The sequence below is a fragment of the Dyella marensis genome (assembly GCF_900112865.1).
GTDB classification, from domain to species: domain Bacteria; phylum Pseudomonadota; class Gammaproteobacteria; order Xanthomonadales; family Rhodanobacteraceae; genus Dyella_D; species Dyella_D marensis_A.
In genome coordinates this window covers 278,244-301,410 of record NZ_FONH01000005.1, presented here as the reverse complement: position 1 = coordinate 301,410, position 23,167 = coordinate 278,244, and the positions used below count along the sequence as shown (strand labels likewise).

General features: G+C 67.7%; 19 protein-coding genes. 8 read left to right on the top strand and 11 right to left on the bottom strand.

Features of this window, described 5'->3' with window-relative positions:
- Window positions 1-124 precede the first annotated feature (124 nt).
- The 8 genes from BM172_RS10880 to BM172_RS10845 all read right to left on the bottom strand — a co-directional run bounded on the left by BM172_RS10880 (window position 125) and on the right by BM172_RS10845 (window position 8,672).
- Window positions 125-1,582 carry a sensor histidine kinase gene (locus BM172_RS10880; RefSeq protein ID WP_051548366.1) on the bottom strand — a complete coding sequence of 486 codons (1,458 nt, stop codon included), beginning with the start codon at window positions 1,580-1,582 and terminating at the stop codon, window positions 125-127.
- Entirely contained in the window at window positions 1,579-2,280 is a 702-nt protein-coding gene (locus tag BM172_RS10875; RefSeq protein WP_026633941.1) for a response regulator transcription factor, read from the bottom strand. Before BM172_RS10875 ends, BM172_RS10880 begins: the two co-directional genes overlap by 4 nt.
- Window positions 2,281-2,367: 87 nt before the next feature.
- Window positions 2,368-3,225, bottom strand: coding sequence for an RNA polymerase sigma factor RpoH (gene rpoH, locus BM172_RS10870; RefSeq protein WP_026633942.1), 858 nt, complete (start codon window positions 3,223-3,225; stop codon window positions 2,368-2,370).
- 266 nt (window positions 3,226-3,491) lie between these two features.
- Window positions 3,492-4,196 (bottom strand): uracil-DNA glycosylase, encoded by a 705-nt coding sequence (gene ung / locus BM172_RS10865; RefSeq protein ID WP_026633943.1) that lies wholly within the window; start codon window positions 4,194-4,196, stop codon window positions 3,492-3,494.
- Entirely contained in the window at window positions 4,193-5,035 is an 843-nt protein-coding gene (locus BM172_RS10860; RefSeq protein ID WP_026633944.1) for a response regulator, read from the bottom strand. The genes ung and BM172_RS10860 overlap by 4 nt, the downstream gene beginning before the upstream one ends.
- Window positions 5,036-5,180: 145 nt before the next feature.
- Window positions 5,181-6,152, bottom strand: coding sequence for a permease-like cell division protein FtsX (ftsX, locus tag BM172_RS10855; RefSeq protein ID WP_026633945.1), 972 nt, complete (start codon window positions 6,150-6,152; stop codon window positions 5,181-5,183).
- Complete coding sequence (gene ftsE, locus BM172_RS10850; protein WP_026633946.1) at window positions 6,149-6,826, bottom strand: cell division ATP-binding protein FtsE; 678 nt, start codon at window positions 6,824-6,826, stop codon at window positions 6,149-6,151. Before ftsE ends, ftsX begins: the two co-directional genes overlap by 4 nt.
- Before the next feature lie 115 nt (window positions 6,827-6,941).
- Entirely contained in the window at window positions 6,942-8,672 is a 1,731-nt protein-coding gene (locus tag BM172_RS10845) for a DEAD/DEAH box helicase (protein WP_035322435.1), read from the bottom strand.
- 427 nt (window positions 8,673-9,099) lie between these two features.
- Here BM172_RS10845 and trxA point away from each other — a divergent pair, with 427 nt between their 5' ends.
- The 3 genes from trxA to BM172_RS10830 all read left to right on the top strand — a co-directional run bounded on the left by trxA (window position 9,100) and on the right by BM172_RS10830 (window position 12,615).
- Window positions 9,100-9,426 (top strand): thioredoxin TrxA, encoded by a 327-nt coding sequence (gene trxA, locus BM172_RS10840; RefSeq protein ID WP_026633947.1) that lies wholly within the window; start codon window positions 9,100-9,102, stop codon window positions 9,424-9,426.
- Between the two features lie 205 nt (window positions 9,427-9,631).
- Window positions 9,632-11,317, top strand: a complete 1,686-nt coding sequence (gene rho / locus BM172_RS10835; protein WP_428844764.1) for a transcription termination factor Rho — start codon at window positions 9,632-9,634, stop codon at window positions 11,315-11,317.
- A 302-nt stretch (window positions 11,318-11,619) separates the two neighbouring features.
- Complete coding sequence (locus tag BM172_RS10830) at window positions 11,620-12,615, top strand: hypothetical protein (protein WP_026633949.1); 996 nt, start codon at window positions 11,620-11,622, stop codon at window positions 12,613-12,615.
- A gap of 77 nt (window positions 12,616-12,692) precedes the next feature.
- Here the strand turns inward: BM172_RS10830 and BM172_RS10825 are convergent, their stop codons facing one another.
- Together BM172_RS10825 and BM172_RS10820 are read right to left on the bottom strand one after the other, a co-directional pair.
- Entirely contained in the window at window positions 12,693-13,622 is a 930-nt protein-coding gene (locus tag BM172_RS10825) for a sugar kinase (RefSeq protein WP_026633950.1), read from the bottom strand.
- A gap of 17 nt (window positions 13,623-13,639) precedes the next feature.
- Window positions 13,640-14,920, bottom strand: a complete 1,281-nt coding sequence (locus BM172_RS10820) for an amino acid deaminase (protein ID WP_026633951.1) — start codon at window positions 14,918-14,920, stop codon at window positions 13,640-13,642.
- A 341-nt stretch (window positions 14,921-15,261) separates the two neighbouring features.
- On the opposite strand from BM172_RS10820, the gene BM172_RS10815 reads away from it, so the two are divergent.
- From BM172_RS10815 to BM172_RS10805, 3 genes are all read left to right on the top strand, one after another.
- Window positions 15,262-16,740: an N-acyl-D-amino-acid deacylase family protein gene (locus BM172_RS10815; RefSeq protein WP_026633952.1), complete on the top strand. Its 1,479-nt coding sequence runs from the start codon at window positions 15,262-15,264 to the stop codon at window positions 16,738-16,740.
- 27 nt (window positions 16,741-16,767) lie between these two features.
- Window positions 16,768-17,160: a RidA family protein gene (locus tag BM172_RS10810; RefSeq protein WP_035322436.1), complete on the top strand. Its 393-nt coding sequence runs from the start codon at window positions 16,768-16,770 to the stop codon at window positions 17,158-17,160.
- Window positions 17,161-17,373: 213 nt separating this feature from the next.
- A complete protein-coding gene (locus BM172_RS10805) occupies window positions 17,374-18,747 on the top strand; it encodes a GntT/GntP/DsdX family permease (protein ID WP_026633954.1) in 1,374 nt (457 codons plus the stop codon).
- A 137-nt stretch (window positions 18,748-18,884) separates the two neighbouring features.
- Here the strand turns inward: BM172_RS10805 and BM172_RS10800 are convergent, their stop codons facing one another.
- The gene (locus BM172_RS10800; protein ID WP_026633955.1) at window positions 18,885-20,513 is read right to left on the bottom strand and encodes an FAD-binding oxidoreductase; all 1,629 of its coding nucleotides are present in this window, start codon (window positions 20,511-20,513) and stop codon (window positions 18,885-18,887) included.
- A 387-nt stretch (window positions 20,514-20,900) separates the two neighbouring features.
- On the opposite strand from BM172_RS10800, the gene BM172_RS10795 reads away from it, so the two are divergent.
- Window positions 20,901-21,566 (top strand): response regulator, encoded by a 666-nt coding sequence (locus BM172_RS10795; protein ID WP_026633956.1) that lies wholly within the window; start codon window positions 20,901-20,903, stop codon window positions 21,564-21,566.
- A gap of 67 nt (window positions 21,567-21,633) precedes the next feature.
- A complete protein-coding gene (locus BM172_RS10790) occupies window positions 21,634-22,968 on the top strand; it encodes a sensor histidine kinase (RefSeq protein ID WP_051548367.1) in 1,335 nt (444 codons plus the stop codon).
- Window positions 22,969-23,167 lie beyond the last annotated feature (199 nt).

Sequence of the window (23,167 nt, the reverse complement as noted above, 5' to 3'; positions counted from 1 at the left end):
CGGGAGAGGGGTTGGGGTGAGGGTACGGGCGGAGCGGAACAGTGATGCGCAGCGCTCCGCCCGTACCCTCATCCGGCTGCCGCCACCTTCTCCCGAAGGGAGAAGGATTCCCTCGTGGAAGGTGTCAACCGGTGGCTGCCACTGGCGGGATACGTTCGGCAGGCGCCTCCGGTGTCACCGTGCGCGACAGGCAGGTACCGGGCACTTCCCCCGGCTTAACCGTATAGCCATACAGCGTAATACGCGAGCCAGGCCCTTCCTTCTGCTCGCCGATATCCAGCGCAAAGCCATGCAGGCGCACGATCGCACTGACGATGCTCAGCCCCAGGCCGGAGCCGGGCATGGCGCGGCTGTTGTCGCCGCGGTAGAAACGGCGCGTGACGGCATCGCGCTCGTGCGCCGGAATGCCCGGGCCCTGGTCGAGGATGCTGATGCGCGGGCCGCGGCTGTCCATGCGCGCGCGCAGGCGCACTTCGCCGCCGGCCGGAGTGAACTTGATCGCGTTGCCGACCAGGTTGGCCAGCGCCTCGAACAGCAGGTGCGCATCGCCGCGCACCGGTACGGTGGGTTCGATATCGAGCACGAACGGCTGGCCGCGATCCTCCGCCACCGGCGCGTAGAACTCGTGCACCTGCTGCAGCACGCCGCCGAGATCGACTTCGTCGAAGCAGGCGTTGCGCCGCCCGTCTTCCAGCTCCGACACACGCAGCAGCGCGCGGAAACGGCCGAGTACCTGGTCGATGTCGACGATGCTCGCCTCGACCAGCGCGGCTTCCGGTTGCTCCGCCAGCTGCTGCTGCGCGCGGTACAGGCGCGCGCGCAGGCGCGTCAGCGGCGTGCGCAGGTCGTGCGCGATGTTGTCGCACACGCCCTTCACTTCGTTCATCAGGCGCTCGATCTCGCCGAGCATGGTGTTGACGATGGCGGCGAGCACATCGACTTCGTCGCCGCGGCCGCTGACCGGCAGGCGCTTGGTCAGGTCGCCCTGGCGGATCGGATCGGTGGCCTGCTGCAGCGCGCGGATGCGTTTTTCCGGGCCGCGCCGCAGCAGGAAGCCGCCGAGCAGGCCGGGAATCACGGTGAGCGAAATCGCCCACAGCAAGGCGCGCCAGACGATCGCGCCGAGGCCGTCGACGGTGCTGTTGTCCTTGGCGATGACCAGTATGCGGCCGTCGGCGAGCCTGCTGGCCAGCGCACGGGCGCGCACCTGGCTGCCGTCGCGATCGGGCCGCGGCAGGCCCTGCGCCAGCAGGCGCACCTTGCCGTCCGGCGCCAGCTCCGCCGGCATGCGCGCGATATTGCCGGCCAGCGGCTTGCCGGCAGCATCGAACAGGCCGACCGACATCACGCCGTGCGGGTCGATGGTGATCGCGGCATCCACGGTCGCGCCGAGGCGCGAGGTCTCGGTGGTCGCCAGATAGTGCATGCGCTGTTCCAGCATCTGGTCGATCACGGTGTTGAGATAACGCGTGCTCTCCCACTGGATCACGCCCACCAGCACCAGGCCCCAGGCGGCGAACAGCGCGCCGTAGATCAGGATCAGGCGGGAGGTGGCGGAGCGCCAGGCGTTGGGGCGATTCATGGTTGCGCTGCCGCGTTCTGGGGAGCCGAGGTGATCATGTAGCCGGTGCCGCGGACCGTGCGGATCAGCGGCGCCTGCCCGGTCCCGTCGATCTTGCGCCGAAGCCGGCCGATGTGCACGTCGATCACGTTGGTGCCGGGGTCGAAATGGAAGCCCCATACCGCCTCGAAGATCATGGTGCGGGTCAGCACCTGGCCGGAATGGCGCATCAGGTATTCGAGCAGGCGGTATTCGGTGGGCTGCAGGGTCAGCGGCTGGCCCTGGCGGTAGGCGACGTGGCGCACCCGGTCCAGCTCCAGCTCGCCGACGCGCAGGCGCGTCTCGTGCTGCTGCGGCTGGCGGCGACGCAGCAGCACCTCGGCGCGGGCCGCCATCTCGTCGGGAGCGAACGGCTTGGTGAGGTAGTCGTCGCCACCGGCGCGCAGGCCGCGGATGCGATCGTCCACTTCGCTGAGCGCGCTGATCATCAGCACCGGGGTGTCGATCTGCTGCCGGCGCAGCGCCTCGACCACCTCGATGCCTTCGAGGCCCGGCAGCATGCGGTCGAGGGTGATCAGGTCGTAGGCCTGGGCACTGGCGCGGGCCAGGCCGTCGCGGCCGTCGGCCGACCATTCGACGGTCATGCCGTGCACGCTGAGCTCGGCCACGATCTCGCGGGCGGTGACCTCGTCGTCTTCGATGACCAGGACTCTGGGCATGGGATTGGACGTCCGGACGTCTGCTGTGGGGCGCAAAAACCGACGGCCCCAAGCGGGGCCGTCGGCGATGGTATCGCTATCGGAGAATCAGGCGGCGAACAGGCCGCGCATCTTCTTCATGGCGTTGGCCTCGACCTGGCGGATGCGCTCGGCCGAGACGCCGTACTCGTCGGCCAGGTCCTGCAGGGTGGCCTTTTCCTCGTTCAGCCAGCGGCGCTGGATGATGTCGCGGGAACGGCTGTCCAGCTTCCGCAGGGCGTCGGTCAGCGTTTCCAGCTGGTTGTCGGCCTGGTCGGCGTCGGCGATGTTGTCGTACGGGTCGGCGCCTTCGTCGATCAGGAACGCCTCCGGTGCGGGCTTGGCGTCCTCGTCGGCGTCGGCCGGGGCTTCGAAGCCGATGTCGCGGCCGGACAGGCGGGATTCCATCTCGCGCACGGTCGCTTCCGGCACGCCCAGGTCCTTCGCCACCACGCGCACTTCCTCGGCGTTCATCCAGCCCAGGCGCTTCTTGCTCTTGCGCAGGTTGAAGAACAGCTTGCGCTGCGCCTTGGTGGTGGCCACCTTGACGATGCGCCAGTTGCGCAGGATGAACTCGTGCATTTCGGCGCGGATCCAGTGCACCGCGAAGCTGACCAGGCGCACGCCCTGGTCCGGGTCGAAACGCTTCACCGCCTTCATCAGGCCGATGTTGCCCTCCTGGATCAGGTCGCCGATCTGCAGGCCGTAGCCGCTGTAGCCGCGGGCCACGTGGACCACGAAACGCAGATGCGACATCACCAGCTTGCGGGCCGAAGCGAGGTCTTCTTCTTCCTGATAGCGGCGCGACAGGGCCTGCTCTTCTTCCTGGCTGAGCACCGGGATGCGGTGAACCGCCGAAATATAAGCATCCAGACTGCCGACGACGCTGGGTACCGGCAGGTTGGCGGTCACCAAAGCTTGAGACATGTGTGGATCCTCCTGGGGATGGAATTCAGCTTAGCACTCCCTCGGTGGGAGTGCTAAAGCGGCCAAGAGTTCCGTGAGGGAGTTCTCGACCGCTTTATTGAACCGAATCGTACAGGAATTTGGGGTGCCTGTCCAGGCGAGGGGGGCCACTGTAGCCATGGCCCCTTCGAGAACCCGTGAACCGAACGGAGCATTGCAAGCTCCACGCAAGGATTTTTCTACGTGAAGACAGGGACTTGCGCCCTGAAGCCGGAGGATGCCGACGATCAGGCAGCCAGTTCGCTGCGCGGCGGCAACGACCAGTCGACCGGCGCCTGGCCGTGCTCTTCCAGGTAGCGATTGGCCGCGGAGAAATGCCCGCAGCCCAGGAAGCCCCGATGCGCCGACAACGGCGACGGGTGCACCGAGCGCAGGATGCAGTGCCTGCGCGCATCGATCAGCTGGCCCTTGCGCTGCGCATACGAACCCCACAGCAGGAACACCAGCCCTTCCCGCTCCCGGTTCAGGGCATCGATCGCCGCATCCGTGAAGCCTTCCCAGCCCTTGCCCTGGTGAGATGCGGCCAGGCCGCGCTCCACCGTCAGCACCGCGTTGAGCAGCAGCACGCCACGGTCGGCCCAGGGCGTGAGGCAACCATGGTCAGGCGGGGCGATGCCGAGGTCGCGCTGGATCTCCTTGAAGATGTTCTGCAGCGAGGGCGGCGGCGGCACGCCCGGCCGCACCGAGAAGCACAGCCCATGCGCCTGCCCCGGCCCGTGGTAGGGATCCTGGCCCAGGATCACCACCCGGACTTTGTCGAACGGGGTGTGCTCGAAGGCGGCGAAAATCTCCGGACCCGGCGGAAAGATCACCTTGCCCTGCTGCTTCTCCGCACGGAGAAAGCCCGCCAGCGCCTGCATCTCCGGCCGCTCCAGATAGGCGCCGATGCGCTCCTTCCAGGACGGCTCCAGCTTGACCCGGCCCTCGTTCATGCGGCCTGGTCGCGCTGGCGCAGATGCCGCGCCACGCGCAGCTGGAACAGGACCTTGGTGATCAACAGCTTCTCCTCGATCGGCTTCTCGACCAGGTCGTTGGCGCCAGCGCGCAGCAGCGCCGCCTGGTTGGCTGGATTCTCGTCGCCGGTCATCACCAGTACCGGCAGGCGGCCCTTGCCGTAGCCGTAGTCGCGGCGGATTCGCTCGAGCAGGTCGCCACCGGTGAGCTCGCCCTTCAGGCTGACGTCGGTCAGCACCAGGTCGGCGCCGACCTGGCCCTGCGCCTTGGCGGTCTCCAGCCAGGCGAGGGCGTCCTCGGCGCTGATCACGTGGCGCACGGTCAGGCCGTACTTCTCCAGCATGCGGCGGGTGGCCAGGGCGACCACGCGGCTGTCCTCGACGTAGAGCACCTCGCCCTCGGCCGAGCTTTCCGGGCGCACATAGCCGCGGATGAATTCGGCCAGGGCCTGGAACCCCAGGGATTTGTCGAAGTAGTCGGTGACGTGCTCGCCCAGGGTGCGGCGATGCAGGCGGTCGTCCACGTCGCCGGATACGACCACGATCGGCACATAGATCTGCGGCGCCGACTCGCGCACGTAGCGCGCCAGCTCCAGGCCGTCCATGTCCGGCAGGCGCAGGGAGATGGTGATGAAGTCGAACACGCCGCCCTCGAGCAGCTGGTGCGCTTCCGCACCGCTCGCGCAACCCACCACCTCGGCATCCGGCAGCTCCACCTTGAGCACGCGGCTGATCAGCTGCCGCACCACTTTCGAACCGTCCACCACCAGCACGCGCGGCGCGGCGCTGACGATGCGGTTGCTGAAACCTTCACTCATTGACCGATCCATCCACGCTCAGCGGCCTCCTTGCCGACCATCGATGGACGCCCCCTTGCGCCCTTTCATCCGGGCATCTTGCCCTGCCGGCACGGCGCTTGCCTGCGACCGGCGTCACTTTCATCGTGCACCTGGTTCATCCGGGTCAGGCAGCCTTGCGCAGCTGCCAGGCGCTGACCAGGCGCGCGCCGAGCCAGCCCAGCACGGCCGCGGCCAGCGGCACGGCGCCGAGCAGCCACAGCGGCAGCATGCCGATCTGCAGTTTGCCCTCGTACACGTGACCCAGTCGTGTCACCGGCTCGGCCAGCGCCATTTCGATCAGCAGCGCCATGCCGGCCGCGAGCAGGCCACTGAACAGGCCATACCAGATGCCGGCATATAGATAAGGACGGCGCACGAAGGCGCCGCTGGCGCCGATCAGCATCAGCACGCCGATTTCCTCGCTGCGGCTGGCGATGTCCACGCGCACGGTGTTGCCGACCACCAGCAGCACCGCCAGTGCCAGCAAGGCCGCCAGGATCAGCACCACGCGGTTGCCCACGCCGAGCAGCGCGTCCAGGCGCTGGCGCCAGGTGCCGCTGTCCTGCACCAGGTCCACGCCCTGCAGCGCGCGCAGGTCGGTGACCAGGCGGGCGACGTCGTCGGCGCTGGCTTCCGGCTTGGGCAGTACTTCCAGGGCGTAGGGCAGCGGGTTGCTGTCGAGCGTGTTCAGCGCGCCCGAGAAACCCTGCATCCTGGCCAGCTCGTCCATGCCCTGCTGCGGGCTCTTGATGGCCACGGAGGCGACGTCCGCGCGCTCGCGCAGCTTGGTCGCCATCATCTCCACCGCGGGGCCGGTCTGGCCCGGCTGCATGAAGACCGACACGGCCTGGTTCTGTCCCAGTGCCTGGCCCATCTTCTGCACGTTGCCGAGCAGCAGATAGAAGGTGAGCGGCAGCGCCAGCGCCAGCGCCATCACCGCCACCGTCAGCAAGGTGCCGACCGGGCGCGACATCAGCCGGCGCAGGCTGGCACCCGCGCTCCAGGCGTGGTGATCGCGCCAGCTGGCGACCGGCCGCGGCCGGCTGCGTTCGACGCGGGGCTCGGCCACGATCGGGGCTTCCTGCTGGGCGCTCACAGCACCTCCTCCGCGGCGATGTCCGCGACCAGGCGCCCGTGGTCGAGCACCACCACGCGCTTGCGCATGCGCTTGATCAGCGGCAGGTCGTGGCTGGCGACCAGCACGGTGGTGCCGACCTGCTGGAATTCGGCGAACAGGCCCATGATCTCCACGGCCAGCTGCGGATCGAGATTGCCGGTGGGCTCGTCGGCGATCAGCAGGGTGGGCTTGGCCACGATGGCGCGGGCAATGCCCACGCGCTGCTGCTCGCCGGTGGACAAGGTGGCCGGCAGCTGCCGCTCGTAGGCGAGCAGGCCGACCTTCTCCAGCGCGGCGCGCACGCGCCGGCCGCGTTCGGCCGGGGCGACGCCGCCGATCACCAGCGGCAGTTCGACGTTGGCGAACACGGTGCGGTCCATCAGCAGGCGATGGTCCTGGAACACCATGCCGATGCGCCGCCGCAGCTTCGGGATGCCGCCGCGGCCGATCTTGGCCAGGCTCTGCCCGTCCAGCGAAATGCTGCCGTGCGAGGGGCGCTCGATCAGGCCGAGCAATTTGAGCAGCGTGCTCTTGCCCGCGCCGGAATGGCCGGTGACGAAGGCCATCTCGCCCGGCGCCACCTGAAAAGAAAGCTGCGAGAGCGCCTCATGGCCGCCCTCGTAGCGTTTGCTGACTTGGTCGAAGCGGATCACCGCGTGTCCTCGATCCCTGATCCCGCACTGCCCGCAAGGATACGGGATGCGCGCAGCAAAGCGATCACTGCACAGGCCGCCGCGACGCGATCAGCGTGCGCGGCGGCGAGGAAGTTCAGCGGCCGGTGAACAAACGCGCGAGGCGGCGGAAGAAGCCCGGCTTCTTCGGCGCGCTGTCCTTCGCGTGGACGGCGGCGGTGGCCGCGACCTGGCGCGACGGCCGCGCCCCGTTCTCCATGCCGCCGCGCTCGCGCGAGGGACGGTGTCCGTCGCGGTTGCCGCGGCCGGCTTCGGCGGCGGCCGGAGCGGCGTTCTCCACCGGCGCGCCTTCGCGGCGGCGGCCACGGCCGCCACGGCGGCGGCGACGCTTGCCCGGCGCGTCGGCGCCGGCCGCTTCGTGGCCGGCTTCCGGATGCGGCGCCGCGCCCTGGACGGCCTCGCCGTTGACGGCGGGGGCCTGGCCCTCTTCGCGCGGCTTGCGCGCCTCGCGCGGCGGCCGGCCTTCGCCGGACCGGCGCTCGCCGGAGCGGCGTTCGCCCGGACCACCCTCGCGGCGGCGCGAACCGCGCCCGCCGCTGTCTTTCTTCTCGCGGTTCTCGACCTTGTCGCCGAAGGCCGCGCTATCGGCCGCCGCGTCGGCGACGTACTGCGCGTCGATCTCGCGCGGCTTGGGCATCACCAGCATGTCCGGCTCGATCGCCGCCACCGGGATGCGCTGGCCGATATAGGTCTCGATGTCCGGCAGCGACATCGCGTACAGGTCGCAGGCGAAGCTGACCGCGTCGCCCTCGGCGCCCAGGCGGGCGGTGCGGCCGATGCGGTGCACGTAGTCTTCGGCGTCCTGCGGCAGGTCGTAGTTGAAGACGTGGCTGACCGCGGGGATGTGCAGGCCGCGCGCGGCCACGTCGGTGCACACCAGTATGTCGAGCTGGCCGTCCTGGAAGCGCTGCAGCAGCTTCTGGCGCTTGAGCTGCGGCACGTCGCCGGACAATGCGCCGACGCGGTAGCCCTGGCGCTTGACCCGCTCGGTGATGCGCTCGGCGGCCATCTTGGTATTGACGAAGATGATGCTGCGGCTCGGGTTGGTGCGCTCGAGCAGGTTCAGCAGCAGCGGCATCTTCTCTTCCTTGGAGGGGAAGTAGACCTGCTGGCGGACGCGGTCGGCGGTGACGTTCTCGGTCTCCACCACCAGCTTCTCGGCGTTGTGCATGTGCTCGTAGGCCAGCTCCAGCACGCGATGGCTGAGCGTGGCCGAGAACAGCAGCACCTGGCGCTGCTCGCGCGCCGGCAGGCGGCGGAAGATGAAGCGCACGTCCTTGATGAAGCCGAGGTCGAACATGCGGTCGGCCTCGTCGATCACCATCGTCTCGACGCCGTTCAAGCCGAACACCTGCTGCTTGTAGTAGTCGAGCAGGCGGCCCGGCGTGGCGATGATGATGTCGCAGCCGGCCTGCAACTGCTGGCGCTGCTTGTCGTAGTCGACGCCGCCGTAGATCAGCGCGGTCTTCAGGCCGGTGTAGCGGCCGATGCTGCGCGCATCCTTGTCGATCTGGATGGCCAGCTCGCGGGTGGGGGCGATGACCAGGGCGCGCGGGTCGCTGTCCTTGCGCTCGGCCACGGCCGGGCGCGTCAGCAGGCGGTTCATCATGGCGACCAGGAAGGCGCAGGTCTTGCCGGTGCCGGTCTGGGCCTGACCGGCGACGTCGCGCCCGGTGAGCGCGATCGGCAGGGTCAGCGCCTGGATCGGCGTGCAGCGGGTGAAGCCGGCCTCGTCGAGGCCCTGCTGCAGCAGCGGATGAAGTTCAAAATTGGTGAAAAAGGTATCGGTAAGAACGGTCTCGGACATGGATATCAATCGGCGGTGGGGCGGCCGCGGAGCGGCTCGCCCTTGTCCCGGCGGCGGTCGGAGAGCCTGGGGACGGGTTGAGGTGCGGCGCCGGCCAGCGCGACGGGCTGGCCGGACAGCGGCGAGGGCTCGCGGGCTACCGCGGTGCGCCTCGCGACTGGCGCCGAGGTGGCGGGCCATGGCGACCGGCAGTTCCGCCGACATAGGGAAGCAGGCGCGTAACCTGCTTTCCTATATCGCCGGAACTGCCGCGAAGGCGGCCCTTGAATCGCTTGAATCGTGCCCTGAGTTACGCTGGAATGGAGGCCTGCCGCAACGGCATCACTTCCTTTTTCCGGTCCGACCCGCGCTTCATGGGCGCCCCAGTGTAGCCGATGCTGGCCGCGCGGTCGTCAAACCATCCCCCGCCTGTCAATCGGAGACCCCGGTGAGCGACCTGATTACCCATGTGAGCGACGACGCCTTCCAGAAGGAAGTGCTGGAGTCGGATACCCCCGTCCTGCTGGACTTCTGGGCAGAGTGGTGCGGCCCCTGCAAGGCGATCGCCCCGGCCCTGAACGAGCTGGCCGAGGAATACCAAGGCAAGCTGCGCATCGTGAAGATCAACATCGACCACAACCAGAAGACGCCCCGCGACTACGGCGTGCGCGGCATCCCCACCCTGATGGTATTCAAGGGCGGCAAGGTCGAGGCCACCCAGATCGGCGCAGTCAGCAAGGGCCAGCTGAAGCAGCTGATCGACAAGTCGATCTGAAGCAAGCTCCACCCGCCGCCCGCTTTACGGCGTCGCGCGGCGGGTGTTAGATTTCCCCTCGCCTGTCGGGACTCCCGTCCCCCGCGCCCTCCGCGCCCCGCGCGCACCCTTCCCTCCTGTGATCAACGGCGCCCCGTGAGGTTTGCCCGTGTCTGATATCGAAAGCCAAGACCAGAACGACGCCAAGAGCGCCGAACCCAAAACTGTGTCCGAAACGCCCCGCACCCGCGCTCCGCGAAAATCCGCCGCCTCCGCGACGGCCGCCGCCGAAAGCGCTCCCCGCGTGGAAAAGCCCGCGAGCGAGGCGCCCCCGCCGGCGCCCGTGCAGGCCAGCCTTCCGGTCGATCCCGCTCCCGCCGCCCACGGCGACGCCGCGTCCCGCGAGGGCGCGCCGCCACAGGCGCGCGAGGGTGGCCAGCCGCAGCAGCAAGGCGGCGGCCAGAACCCGAACAACGACCGCCGCAACGACCGCAATGACCGCGGCCGCCGGCGCCGCCACGAGCGCAACAACAACCCGCAGCAGCAGCAGCGCGGCCCGGGCGGCCAGGGCGGCGGCCAGCAGCATCCGCGCAACAACAACGGCCTGCCGGTGGACGACGACTACGCCGACGCCGGCAGCAACGACCGCCTGATCAACCTGACCGAGCTCAAGCGCAAGAACGCGATCCAGCTGCTGGAATTCGCCGAGTCGCTGGGCATCCAGGAAGGCGTCGCCCGCGCCCGCAAGCAGGACGTGGTGTTCAACATCCTCAAGGCCCACGCCCGCTCCGGCGGCGGCATCTGGGCCGAGGGCGTGCTGGAGATCCTGCAGGACGGCTTCGGCTTCCTGCGCTCTGCCGACGAGTCCTACCTGGCCGGCCCCGACGACATCTACGTCTCGCCCAGCCAGATCCGCCGCTTCAACCTGCGCACCGGCGACTACATCACCGGACGCGTGCGCCATCCGAAGGAAGGCGAGCGTTACTTCGCGCTGCTGAAGGTCGACGACATCAACGGCGATCCGCCGGAAGCGTCGAAGAACAAGATGCTGTTCGAGAACCTCACGCCGCTGTTCCCGCGCAAGGCGTTCCACCTGGAGCGCGGCAACGGTTCGACCGAGGACATCACCGGCCGCATCCTGGACCTGGTCGCCCCGGTCGGCCGCGGCCAGCGTGGCCTGATCGTCTCCCAGCCCAAGTCGGGCAAGACGATGATGCTGCAGAACGTGGCCCAGGCCATCCAGTACAACCATCCGGACGTGCATCTGATCATGCTGCTGATCGATGAGCGCCCGGAGGAAGTGACCGAGATCGCGCGCACCGTCCGCGCCGAGGTGATCAGCTCCACCTTCGACGAGCCCGCCGTGCGCCACGTGCAGGTCGCCGAGATGGTGATCGAGCGCGCCAAGCGCCTGGTCGAGCACAAGAAGGACGTGGTGATCCTGCTCGACTCGATCACCCGCCTGGCCCGTGCCTACAACACCGTGGTGCCCAGCTCCGGCAAGGTGCTCACCGGCGGTGTCGACGCCAACGCCCTGCAGCGCCCGAAGCGCTTCTTCGGCGCCGCGCGCAATGTGGAGGAAGGCGGCTCGCTGACCATCATCGCCACCGCGCTGACCGACACCGGCAGCAAGATGGACGAGGTGATCTACGAGGAGTTCAAGGGCACCGGCAACATGGAAGTGCACCTGAACCGCCGCATCTCCGAGAAGCGCGTGTATCCGGCCATCGACATCAACCGCTCCGGCACGCGCCGCGAGGACCTGCTGATCGATCCGGACATGCTTTCCAAGATCTGGATCCTGCGCAAGCTGCTGCATCCGATGGACGAGCTGGCGGCGATGGAGTTCATGCTGGACAAGATGAAGAACACCAAGACCAACGACGAGTTCTTCAATTCGATGAAACGCTGAGGCGTCTCGACGCTGCAGTTATCAAGGCCGGCTTCATGCCGGCCTTGTTTTTTTCTGCGCCGGCATCGCCGGAGCGATCGAGTGCATGCGGAGACAGCAACCAGAACCCCTGCGACGGATGCCAACCGAAAATTGGGATTTCTCCTTAGTCTTCGCAACTTTCCCCTGGCTATTTGCGTACTTCCACGCGCCTCGAAGACACCCGCGAGAAATGCCAACCGAAAATTGGGAGTGCGCCGCATTTCATCGCATTTCTGGCTGAGTGTATTGAAGCTTCTCCCTACCGCGAGAGGCATTCGCTCATGCTGCACACGAAGACGAAGCAACCGGGACTTGCACGCTACCTGCCTCTGCTCCTGCTGGCGTTCTCGCCGGCCGCCTTTGCGGAGAACCGCCCCCGTCCCGAGGTCAACTTCACCGGCACGCTCGCCACGTCCAATCCCAATACCGTGCCCAAGGGCGCGCTCATTCTCACGCCCAACCTGATCTACCTGTATGCGAATGAGCGGTACGACCGCTCGGGGCGGACACGAAAACTCCAGAATTCCTACTCGCAATGGCAGGTACTGCTGCCGATCGCCTACGGCATCACCCCGCGCCTGACCGGCAAGTTGAACCTGGGTGCGGCGCACACCTCCGCGAACGGCAGGCACACCACCGCGATGCGCGCCACCGACGCCTCGGTGCGCCTGCAATACCTGCTGCGGGCGCCGAACCAGGACGGCACCCGAACCGCCATCTCGATGTTCGCGCAGCACAACCTGATCACCGCGGCCTACGACTCGCTGCGCGACCACGCCTTCGAAGGCATGGGCAGCGGCGCGCGGCGGACCACCCTGTCGCTGCTCGCGCAGAAGACCTTCTGGATGCCCAGCGAGCGGCCGCTGCGCGTGCGCGGCCAGCTTTCCTGGAGTCCGCGGCCGCCCGCCGTGAGTCTGCGCGACGTAAGCGTGTACAGCACGCCGCGCGGCTTTCGCGGCCGCTATCACCCCGGCGCCCAGCTCAATCTCAGCCTGGGCGCCGAATACAGCCTGGACTACCGCTGGGCACTGGCCCTGGACGTCAGCGCCAATCGCCAGGGACGGGCGTGGCTGGACGGCAACGTGTACAGGAAAGACGGCAAGGGATGGAACATGCAGCGCACAGACCACTACAGCACCGTCTACAGCGTGACGCCGGGCGTCGAGTACAACTTCAACCGCCAGTACAACCTCATCGTGGGTGCGCAGATCAGCGTGGCCGGCCACAACACGCGCTCGTTCGTCAGTCCGCGGGCCGCTCTCAACATGGTCTATTGAGCAGCGCGCAAGCGTGTCCCCGGCTGGCGATCACCGCCAGCCGGGGACATCGAATGTCTATCGGTGCCTTCCTTCGCTCATGACGCGCATGCATACGTGCCCAGCGCGCCGTACACGGCCTCGGCGCGCGGGATGGAAGCGATGGCGCCATAGCCGGTCGTCGACAGCGCCGCAGCCACATTCGCATAGCGCGCCGCAGCGACCGCATCGTCGCCGGCCACCAGCCGGGCGACGAAGGCGCCGCCGAAGCAGTCCCCCGCGCCGGTGGCGTCGACGGCATCCACGGCGTGGGGCGGCACCAGGATGCGGCTCTCAGGCGTGGCCACGTAGCAGCCGCGCGCGCCCATCTTCAACGCGACCAGCTCGATGCCGCAGTCCAGCAAGGTGTCGAGGATGGCATCGGGCTCGTGGCAATCCAGCACGGCGGTGATGTCGTCCCAGCTCGGCAGGCACAGATCGCACAGGCGCAAGGCTTCGCGCATCACCGCGCGGGCGCGCGCCAGCGGCCACAACCGCAGGCGCAGATTGGTGTCGAACGACACCATCACGCCTGCCGCGCGCGCCTGCGCCATGGCCTCCAGCCCGGCATCGCAGGCGTCCTGGCTGATCGCCAGGCTGATGCCGGACAGATGCAGCGCACGCGCGGAGGCGATCGCCTGCCCCGGCAGATACGCCGGGACGTAGCGGCTGGCGGCGGAACCGGCGCGCAGGTAGTCGAAATGATGTCCGGAGGCGTCGTGCGACACGAAGTAGACGCCGGTCGGCGCCTGCGGATCCGTGCGTACGTGGCTGTGCCCGACACCTTCCGCCTGCCATAGATCGCGCAGGCCCTGGCCGAAACGGTCGTCGCCCGTCGCGCTGATGTAATCCACGCTCGCGCCCTGCCGCGCCGCCGCGATGCAGAAGTTGGACGTGTCGCCACCGTAGCCGAGGCGCCATGCCGCGCTGCCGGCCTGGGTCTGGTTGAACTCGGCGAGCGGCTCGCCGAACGAGAGAATTTCCGCCATCCGCATATCCCGCCGTCTCAGAAATAGGTCTGCACGACGTCGACGACGTCGTAAGCGTCGTCGATCACCGGAAGCTGCCGCCACTTGTCGAAGGTCAGGCAGGGATGCGAGATGTCGAAGGCGAGCATGTCGCCGACGCGCAGGTCGTCGCCGGCGGCGATCTTCAGATAGGCATGCTGGTCCATCATGCCGGTCACCTCCCAGTGCGGCGGCACGGGCGACGGCGCGGACCCGCCGGGACGGAAGTGCGCGGCCGGCGACGGAAAGCCTGCATCGAAAGCCGCGTCCCGCTTGCCCATCGCCACGATGGCGCACTCCGGCTCCGGCACGGATTGCACATAGGCCCATACCTGCAGGGCCGGCAGCAGGCTCGAGCGCATGCGCCGCGCCTGCGGATTGCTGGCGTCGATGCGCGCCTGCGCGATGCGATAGGCGCCGACGTCGTGGGTGAGATAGCAACCCGGCCGCAGCACCACGTCCAGCGGCGCGCCGATCTGCGCCTTGGCGAATTCCTCCGCCACCACGTCGTACCAGGCCGAGCCGGCGCCGCTCAGCACGGCCGGCGTGCGCTGCAGGCGGCCATCGCGTGCCAGCACCTGCACCGCCTCGACACCGCGCTGCAGGAAGGCACGGATGGCCGTCTCGTCCTTCAGCACGCCTTCGTAGACTTCCACGCCGGCCAGCGAGACCGCGCCGCCGCTCTGCGCCAGCGCATCGAGCACGGCCTGCCATTGCGCCTCGTCGCGCACGCCGGTGCGCCCGCCCGGCACGCCCAGCTCGATCAGCACCTGGATGCGGCGGCCCGCGGCGCCAAAGAATGCCGCCAGCTGGCGCACCTGTTCCGCGGCATCGACCAGGCAGAAGAACTCGAACGAAGGATCGGCCAGCAGCTCCGCCACGATGGCCATGTTGCGCCGGCCGACCAGCTGGTTGGCGAGCAGGATGCGCCGCACGCCATGCACATAGGCTGCGCGCGCCTGCTGCGCCGTCGCCAGCGTGATGCCCCACGCGCCCGCTTCCAGCTGCCGCGCGAACAGGCGCGGCGCCATGGTGGTCTTGCCGTGCGGCGCGAGCCTGGCACCGTACTCGCTGGCGAAGCGCTGCATCCACGCCAGGTTGTGCTCGAGCCGCGACTGCGACAGCACGGCCACCGGCAGGCTGAGATCTTCCTTAAGCAGATTCCATCCATGCGAAGCGATGGCTTCCGGTGCGCAGGGCGCATCGAGTGCGCCGATGCCCTTGTCGAGCGGATGGACGAACGGAGCCAGCTGCTCACTCCGCGACGCGTTATCAGACATGGGAAACCGTCCTAAATGCAGGGTGATGCCACGGAAAAAATTGATCATAGGCGATCGCTCATCGATCTTGAACGCATGCGAGCGCCTTCTGCGCAAGGCGAATCGACTTTTCAGAATTAGCCGTCAGATCATTCCAATGCGCGACCCCATCACTGTCATCGCTCGCATGCATCGGCATGCCGCGGCACTGCCATTCGCCGCACGGGACGGGTGCCATTCGCAGTGCGCATGGCATCGCATGCGTGTCGCTCCGCAGGATGCATCCGCACGGTCCGCCGAACACCGTTCAACGCCGCCAGGCGTCGATCGCCCGCCCAGCCTCCTGCCTTCAGAGGATCGCCATGCAAGCCTTCTCCACTGTCGTTCGCCGCGTCCGTGTCATCGACGGAACCGGTGCGGAAACCGATGACACCTGCTGCGATGTCGCCGTCCACGACGGCCGCATCGCCGGCATCAGCCGCGCCGGCGACAACCGCTGGCGCGGCGCGGAAGAATTCGACGGCGCCGGCCAGGCGCTCGCACCCGGCTTCATCGATGTGCACACGCACGACGATCTCCATGTGATTCGCGCACCCGAGATGCTGCCCAAGCTCTCGCAAGGCGTGACCACGGTGATCGTCGGCAACTGCGGCATCAGCGCGGCGCCGGTCAGCCTCAGCGGCGCGCCGCCGGATCCGATGACCCTGCTCGGCCCTGCCGACGCCTTCGCCTATCCCAGCTTCGCCGCCTATGTCGACGCCATCGCAAGCGCGCAGCCGGCCGTAAACGTCGCGGCCCTGGTCGGCCATACGGCGCTGCGCCAGAACCATATGGACCGGCTCGACCGCGCGGCCACCGCCGCGGAGATCGATGCGATGCGCAGGCAACTGCGCGAGGCGCTCGAGCATGGCGCCCTGGGCCTGTCGACCGGGCTGGCCTATGGCAACGCCATCGCCGCCACCACCGAGGAAGTGATGGAACTGGCCGAGCCGCTGGCGGCGGCCGGCGCGTTGTACACCACGCACCTGCGCACGGAATTCGAGGGCATCCTCGGCGCCATGGACGAAGCCTGCCGGATCGGCCGGCACGCGCGCGTGCCGGTGGTGATCTCGCACCTGAAATGTGCGGGCGCGGGCAACTGGGGACGGGCCGGCGAAGTGCTGCATGCGCTGGAAGCGGCGCAGCAGTGCCAGGCCATCGGCTGCGACGCCTATCCGTATATCGCCAGTTCTTCCACGCTCGATCTCGGGCAGGTCACCCATGAATTCGATATCGACATCACCGCCTCGGTGCCGCATCCGGAGATGGCCGGGCGCACGCTCAAGGAGATCGCCAGGGAATGGGACCTGAGCCTGCTCGATGCCGCACGGCGCCTGCAGCCGGCCAATGCCGTCTACCACAACATGTCCGACGCGGACGTAGCGCGCATTCTCGCCCATCCGGCCACCAGCATCGGCTCCGACGGGCTGCCGCACGATGCGCATCCGCACCCGCGGCTCTGGGGCGCGTTCCCGCGCGTGCTCGGCTATTACAGCCGCGAACGCGGCCTGTTCAGCCTGGCTACGGCCGTGCGCAAGATGACCGGACAATCGGCGGAGCGTTTCGGACTGGCCGAACGCGGCCTGGTGCGCGAGGGCTACTGGGCCGACCTGGTGCTGTTCGATCCCGCCACCGTGCGCGACACGGCTACCTTTGCCGATCCACGGCAACACGCCGCCGGCATCTCGGCCGTATGGGTGAACGGCGTGCTGTCCTACCACCAGGGCCGTGCCCAGCCGCACCGCGCGGGGCGCTACCTGCCGCGCCATGCATCGACGCCGCCGCGTACGGCGGCGGCCTGACCTCCACTTCCATCCAAGAGGATTCCCATGACTGATTCCATCGTTCGATTCGGCGTCGAAGGCGGCTCCGGCACCGGCGGCCAGCATCTTCCCTTTGCCCGCGCCGCCGGCGCCGACGGCTGGCTGTTCGTATCGGGGCAGACACCGATGGTGGACGGCGAGGTCATCCACGGCGGCATCGTCGAGCAGTCGCACCAGGCCATCCGCAACCTGCTGGCGATCCTGGGCGAAGCCGGCTACGGCGCGGAGCACGTCGTGCGCTGCGGCGTATGGCTGGACGATCCGCGCGACTTCCCCTCGTTCAACCGCGTGTTCAGGCAGTACTTCGGCGCGCATCCGCCGGCCCGCGCCTGCGTGGTGTCCAGCATGGTGGTCGACTGCAAGGTCGAGGTCGACTGCGTGGCCTATAAGAAACCCTAGGCGATGGCCCTCGACTGAGGGTTCGAACCGAACCTATCGAAGCGCTCGCGCATGACATGAGGCACTCATCGTCATGCGCTTTCGCACATCCATTTTTCCCGGCATTAGGAATCCACTGAAAACATAGCCGATAGGACACGTTGCCAACCAATACGAGTGGTTTGTCAGGCATGTTCCGCCGGCATCCCGCATCCATCGCATACCGGTGAGGCAATGAATCCGATACAAACCAACTTTCTGTTGCAAGGCGACGCCCTGCTGCTGGCGGCCGCACTGGCCGTGGTCGTTCTGATCTATCTGATCGCTGCGCTCAAGCTCAATCCCTTCGTCGCCCTGCTGATGGTCTCGCTCGGCCTGGGCGTCGCGGTCGGCATGCCGATGAAGGGCATCGTCAAGGCGTTCGAGACCGGCGCCGGCGGCACGCTCGGCCATATCGCGCTGCTGATCGCGCTGGGCACCATGCTCGGCAAGATGATGGCCGAATCGGGCGGCACCGAACGCATCGCACATACGCTCATCGCCGCCTTCGGCGAACGCCGCGCACACTGGGCCATGATGACGGTGGCCTTCATCGTCGGCCTGCCGGTGTTCTTCGACGTCGGTTTCGTGCTGCTGGTGCCGGTGGCCTTCCATATCGCCAAACGCGCGGGCATGCCGCTGCTGCTGATCGGCCTGTCCATGTCGGCCGGACTCTCGGTCGTGCATGGACTGGTCCCGCCGCATCCGGCGGCCTTGCTGGCGGTGACCGCGTATCAGGCGGATATCGGCAAGACCATTCTCTACGCGGTGCTGATCGGCCTGCCCACGGCGATCATCGCCGGCCCGCTGTTCGCCCGCTGGGTCACACGCTACGTCACGGTCGAAGCGGAGAACCCGCTGGAAAAGGAATTCGTCGAGATCGACCAGGAACGCCAGCTGCCCAGCTTCGGCATCGCCCTCGCCACCCTGCTGCTGCCGGTGCTGCTGATGCTGGTCGGCACCTGGGCCGATCTGCTGTCCACCCCGGGCTCGCGCGCCAACGCCGTGCTCGGCTTCCTCGGCAACCCGGTCGTGGCCCTGCTGGTTGCGGTGTTGCTGAGCTTCTACACCTTCGGCAAGCGGCGCGGCTTCAGCCGCGAGACCATCCTCGGCTTCACCAACGACTGCCTGGCGCCGACGGCCACGGTGATCCTGGTGGTCGGCGCCGGCGGCGGCTTCGGCCGCATCCTGCTCGATTCCGGCGTCTCCCACGCCATCATCGGGGCGACGCAGTCCTCGCAGATCTCGCCGTTGCTGCTGGGCTGGCTGATCGCGGCCCTGCTGCGCATCGCCACCGGTTCCGCCACCGTCGCCATGGGCACGGCCTGCGGCATCGTGGCGCCGATCGCCGCCGCGGCGAGCAAGGCCGTGCACCCGGAACTGATGGTTCTGGCGACCGGCGCCGGCTCGCTGATCCTGTCCCACGTCAACGACGGCGGTTTCTGGATCGTGAAGCAGTACTTCAACATGACGGTGACGCAGACGCTCAAGACCTGGACCGTGCTGGAGACGATCATCTCGGTGGTAGCGCTGCTGCTGACGCTGGGCCTGGCGGCCGTCCTCGGCTGATGAACCGCGCCGGCCACGCCATCGCTGAGCGACCCGGGGATCGGATGATCCCCGGGTCGACCCATAGCCCTGGATCCATCGGGCACCGTAACCTCCCTGCCCGATGGAGTGCCGACGCCGATGCGGCCAGGCGCGCCTCAGCTCCCGCCGATGCGCGGCCCCAGGCGCGGCGGCTGCGCTCCCAGCGACATCGCGAACTGGAAGATCTTGTTCGGATCGTATTTGTGCTTGATCGCCACGAGCTCGTCGTACAAGGAGCCGTAATAGAGCTCGCCCCAGTGATAGTCGGCCGCGCCGGGCTGACGACCGGTCAGCATGTCGATATCCGGATAGCCGATATAGCAGCCCTCGTAGCGGGAATTGGGCTTGGCCACGGAATCCGGATACGGCGTGCCGTTGTAGCCGTCGGCCTGATGAACTTCGTAGTAGAAGTCCTGCAGCCATTTCACATGCTTCTGGTCCTGGGCGCGGTCCGTCCAGTAGGTCTGGTACTGCAGCTTCATCACCGACTTTCGCTGGACGGCCGCGGTGGCGTTGGACGCCGGATCGAAGCCGTTGTTGCCCTCGAAGACGTGATTGATCGCACCGCCGTAGGAATCGACCTGCACCAGCGACTGCGCGAAGTCGCTGTCCGTGGCATGGACTTCCGTCAGATAGTGGAACAGGACATCGATCTCGTGATCGGTGAAGTTGTCCTTCATGTACGAGGACTTGTACTTCCCTCGCTGGTTGTTCCCCGAGCCGTTCACCGTCTGCGTGGAATAGAGCCAGTCGTAGATCAAGGTGCCGACGGGCAGGTCGCCACCCGCCACTCGTCGCGACTGGTGCTGCTGCGCAAAGGGAGTCGAACCGGTGCCGGGGAGGTAGGTGGAAAGCGTGGTGCCCTTGCCCACCGAGTCCATGGCGCTGACCAGGTCGAGCAGCGGCTGGATGTTGTCCAGCCCGCCGTTGCGATCGGTGTACTGGATGACCAGCCCGATATTGCCCGCGCTGATGTGGGTCAGCTTGAACAGCGTGAACAGGCCGTACGTCTCCGGATCGGTATCGGCCTTCTTCATGAAATCGCCGTAGGCCTTCAGGAAGGTCCTGAATCTTTCCTTGTCGCTGGCGAACTGCGCCCAGGGATATTGCTTGACCAGGAGCGCGACCTGCGCCGGCGCCCTGGGCAGCGGATCGAAGTGGTAGCTCGTGATGATGCCGACGTTGCCACCGCCGCCGCCGCGGCACAGCTTGAACAGGTCCGCATCGTTGCTCGCGTTGACCAGCCGGCGCTCGACCTGCCCGCCGGTGCCTACCGTGAGCAGCTCGACGGCCTGCAGCCAGTCCACGGTCAATCCGTGCAGGCGCGACAGCAGGCCATAGCCACCGGCGACGACATGGCCGCCGGTACCCACCGAATAGCACGAGCCTGCCGGCGGCGCGCTGCCGGTCAGCTTGAACAGGTTGACGTAGCCATCCCAGTTCTGGCTGCCCGCGCCGATGCGGTAGGTGTTCTCATCGACGCTCAGCTCGGTCAGGAAGCCGACATCGATGATCACGCCACCGGGATTGTTCGAGACGAACCCTTCGTAGCAATGCCCGCCGCTGCGGATGGTCGGCCGCAGTCCCGCCGCCACGGCATGCTGCAGCGCCTGCTGGGCATCGTCGACGCTACGGCATACGTAGATGGCGCTGGCGTCGGCACCGTCCGACGGCCAGCGTTGATTGAAACCTTTTTTCAGGGTCTCGTAGCGGGAATCATTTTTTCCGATCGAAATATACGACATGGCAAACCCTCGCCTTTATTGATGAGCCGATCAGGCCTTCGCTTGGAAATGGCCTGACACGGAGCTTCCCCAACGGGAATTCATCTCCGTGGCGATCATTCTGCGTCGCACCGCAAGGCATGGCGCGCCATGGGCCAGATATTCGGACCCCATCCCGTATTAATCGGAATTACCGTAATCCCACTGAATAAATCTCCGATTCAAATTCTTTTTGTCGCTTTATGAGTGGAAATCGCTTTTGCCGATGAAAAAACGTGATAAGGCACGGCTCGCCTCGGATCGGCCGCGAGCCGGCGCGCCTGCCTTAGTTTTTTCTTAGCCCGACCCGCTGTCTCGCCGCGGCACGGGTTTGCTAGCATGCCCGGCATTCCTTTCACCGTGGCCTGTATGCGCATACTGCTAGTCGAAGACGATCCGCTGGTGGCCGATGGCATTGTCCGCGGCCTCACCGGCGAGGGGTACGTGGTCGACCATGTCGGCACGGCCGAGCCGGTCTCCGGGATGATGGACAGCGCCCATTACGACCTGGCCATCATCGACCTGGGCCTGCCCGGCGAGGACGGCCTGAGCCTGGTGCGCCGCCTGCGTCGCTCCGGCCAGGGCCTGCCGCTGCTGATCGTCACCGCGCGCGACGGCCTGGACGACCGCGTCAGCACGCTGGATCTGGGCGCCGACGACTATCTGGTGAAGCCGTTCGCCCTGCCGGAACTGGCCGCGCGCTGCCGCGCCCTGATCCGCCGCGCCAGCGCCGCCAGCGCCAATGAGCTCACCGTGGGCCGCCTGCGCATCGACCTGGCCGGCCGCCGCGCGATCAACGCCACCGGCGAGGCGCTGGAACTGACCCGGCGCGAATGGTCCATCCTCGAATGCCTGGCCCATCACAGCGGCAAGGTGGTGAGCAAGGAGCGCCTGACCCAGGCCATCGCCGGCTGGAGCGAGGACATCTCCGGCAACGCCATCGAGGTGCACGTGTCGCGCCTGCGCAGCAAACTGGGCGATTCGGCCTCGATCCGCGGCATCCGCGGCCTCGGCTACCGGCTCGAGGACGGCTGACATCCTGCCGCGGCGCCCCAGCGTCCGACGCCGCCTGCTGGGCTATCTGCTGGCTCCGCTGGCGGTGATGCTGGTGATCGGCGTGGTGGTCGACCATCACTCCATCGTCACGCCGATCTACGCCTCGTTCGATCGCTCGCTGTCGCGCGCGGTGCTGGCAATCGCCGCGCAGATCCACCGCCAGCCCGGCGGGCAGTTCGACATCATGCTGCCGGACCATCCGCCGCCGCCGCTGCGCGCGCTGCCGCAGGAGCGCTTCTTCTACCGTGTCAGCAACGAGCAGGGCAGCACCTATGCCGGCTCGGAAGACCTGCCGATCGTGCCGGCGGAGCAGAACGACGAATTCGCCTATGCCGATGCCACCTACCAGGGCCTGCGGCTACGCCTGCTGAGCTACCGCGTGGTGGAAGGCGGCGAGCCGCTGGTGATCACCGTCGGCGAAACGCCGCACCGCCGGGACCAGGCGGTACAGCGCATGGACCTGTCCTTCGGCGTCAACGACAGCATCCAGATGCTGCTGGTGTTCGGCATCGCCCTGCTCGGCATCAGCGTGGCGCTGCGCCCGCTGCAGCGCCTGCGCGACCAGATCGCCGACCGCCCCTCGCACAACCTCACCCCGCTGCCGACCGACAACGTGCCCGGCGAAGTGCTGCCGCTGGTGGAATCGCTCAATGCGCTGCTGGCCACGGTACGCGATTCCGCGCTGTCGCAGCAGCATTTCCTCGCCAACGCCGCGCACCAGCTGCGCACGCCGCTGACCGGGGTGAAGGCGCAGCTGGAAGTGCTGGCGCGCGATACCGCCGGCACGCCGCTACACGAGCGCATCGCGCTGCTGCACGGCGGCATCGACCGCCTGGCGCACACCGCCAACCAGCTGCTGGCGCTGGCCCGCGCCGAGCCGTCGGCGCACGGCTCCAGCCGCTTCCTGCCGGTGGACCTGCCCAAGCTGATCACCCAGGTGGTCAGCGCCTCGCTGGACCGGGCGCTGGCGCACGACATCGACCTGGGTGCCGACTGCCAGCCGGCGCGGGTCGCCGGCGTGTTCTGGGTGCTGCACGAGCTGCTGCTGAACCTGGTCGACAACGCCATCCGCCATACGCCCGCCGGCGGCCACATCACGCTGCGCTGCGGCGTGGAGGGCGGCCGGCCCTTCCTCGAAGTGGACGACACCGGCAGCGGCATCGCGCCGGCCGAGCGCGAGAAGGTGAAGGAACGCTTCTACCGCGGCGCCAACAGCGACGGCGACAGCTGCGGCCTGGGCCTGGCCATCGTGGAAGAATCCGCCCGCGCGCACGGCGCCAGCTTCAGCATCCTGGACGGCCGCTGCGGGCGCGGCGCGAGGATGCGCATCGACTTTCCGGCTCGCGCCGCGGATGCCGGCCGGCCGACCCCGGGCAGTTAAGCTCAGTCTTCAACGTGCAATCCTTCTCCCTTCGGGAGCACGCGGGGAGGGCACAGGGATGTGCCCGGCCTTGAGGAGCGAGGAAGGTGCCGGCAGGCGGATGAGGGTACGGACGAAGTGGGGCGCCTCGCTCCGCCCGTACCCTCACCCCAACCCCTCTCCCGGAGGGAGAGGGGCTTTCGTCACACGGCACTTTGAA

Excerpts from the sequence above, each read along its gene's own strand:
- BM172_RS10880 (WP_051548366.1), bottom strand. The coding sequence starts at position 1,582 with ATGAATCGCCCCAACGCCTGGCGCTCCGCCACCTCCCGCCTGATCCTG.
- BM172_RS10875 (WP_026633941.1), bottom strand. The coding sequence starts at position 2,280 with ATGCCCAGAGTCCTGGTCATCGAAGACGACGAGGTCACCGCCCGCGAG.
- rpoH (WP_026633942.1), bottom strand. The coding sequence starts at position 3,225 with ATGTCTCAAGCTTTGGTGACCGCCAACCTGCCGGTACCCAGCGTCGTC.
- ung (WP_026633943.1), bottom strand. The coding sequence starts at position 4,196 with ATGAACGAGGGCCGGGTCAAGCTGGAGCCGTCCTGGAAGGAGCGCATC.
- BM172_RS10860 (WP_026633944.1), bottom strand. The coding sequence starts at position 5,035 with ATGAGTGAAGGTTTCAGCAACCGCATCGTCAGCGCCGCGCCGCGCGTG.
- BM172_RS10845 (WP_035322435.1), bottom strand. The coding sequence starts at position 8,672 with ATGTCCGAGACCGTTCTTACCGATACCTTTTTCACCAATTTTGAACTT.
- BM172_RS10830 (WP_026633949.1), top strand. The coding sequence starts at position 11,620 with ATGCTGCACACGAAGACGAAGCAACCGGGACTTGCACGCTACCTGCCT.
- BM172_RS10825 (WP_026633950.1), bottom strand. The coding sequence starts at position 13,622 with ATGGCGGAAATTCTCTCGTTCGGCGAGCCGCTCGCCGAGTTCAACCAG.
- BM172_RS10820 (WP_026633951.1), bottom strand. The coding sequence starts at position 14,920 with ATGTCTGATAACGCGTCGCGGAGTGAGCAGCTGGCTCCGTTCGTCCAT.
- BM172_RS10815 (WP_026633952.1), top strand. The coding sequence starts at position 15,262 with ATGCAAGCCTTCTCCACTGTCGTTCGCCGCGTCCGTGTCATCGACGGA.
- BM172_RS10810 (WP_035322436.1), top strand. The coding sequence starts at position 16,768 with ATGACTGATTCCATCGTTCGATTCGGCGTCGAAGGCGGCTCCGGCACC.
- BM172_RS10805 (WP_026633954.1), top strand. The coding sequence starts at position 17,374 with ATGAATCCGATACAAACCAACTTTCTGTTGCAAGGCGACGCCCTGCTG.
- BM172_RS10800 (WP_026633955.1), bottom strand. The coding sequence starts at position 20,513 with ATGTCGTATATTTCGATCGGAAAAAATGATTCCCGCTACGAGACCCTG.
- BM172_RS10795 (WP_026633956.1), top strand. The coding sequence starts at position 20,901 with ATGCGCATACTGCTAGTCGAAGACGATCCGCTGGTGGCCGATGGCATT.
- BM172_RS10790 (WP_051548367.1), top strand. The coding sequence starts at position 21,634 with ATGCTGGTGATCGGCGTGGTGGTCGACCATCACTCCATCGTCACGCCG.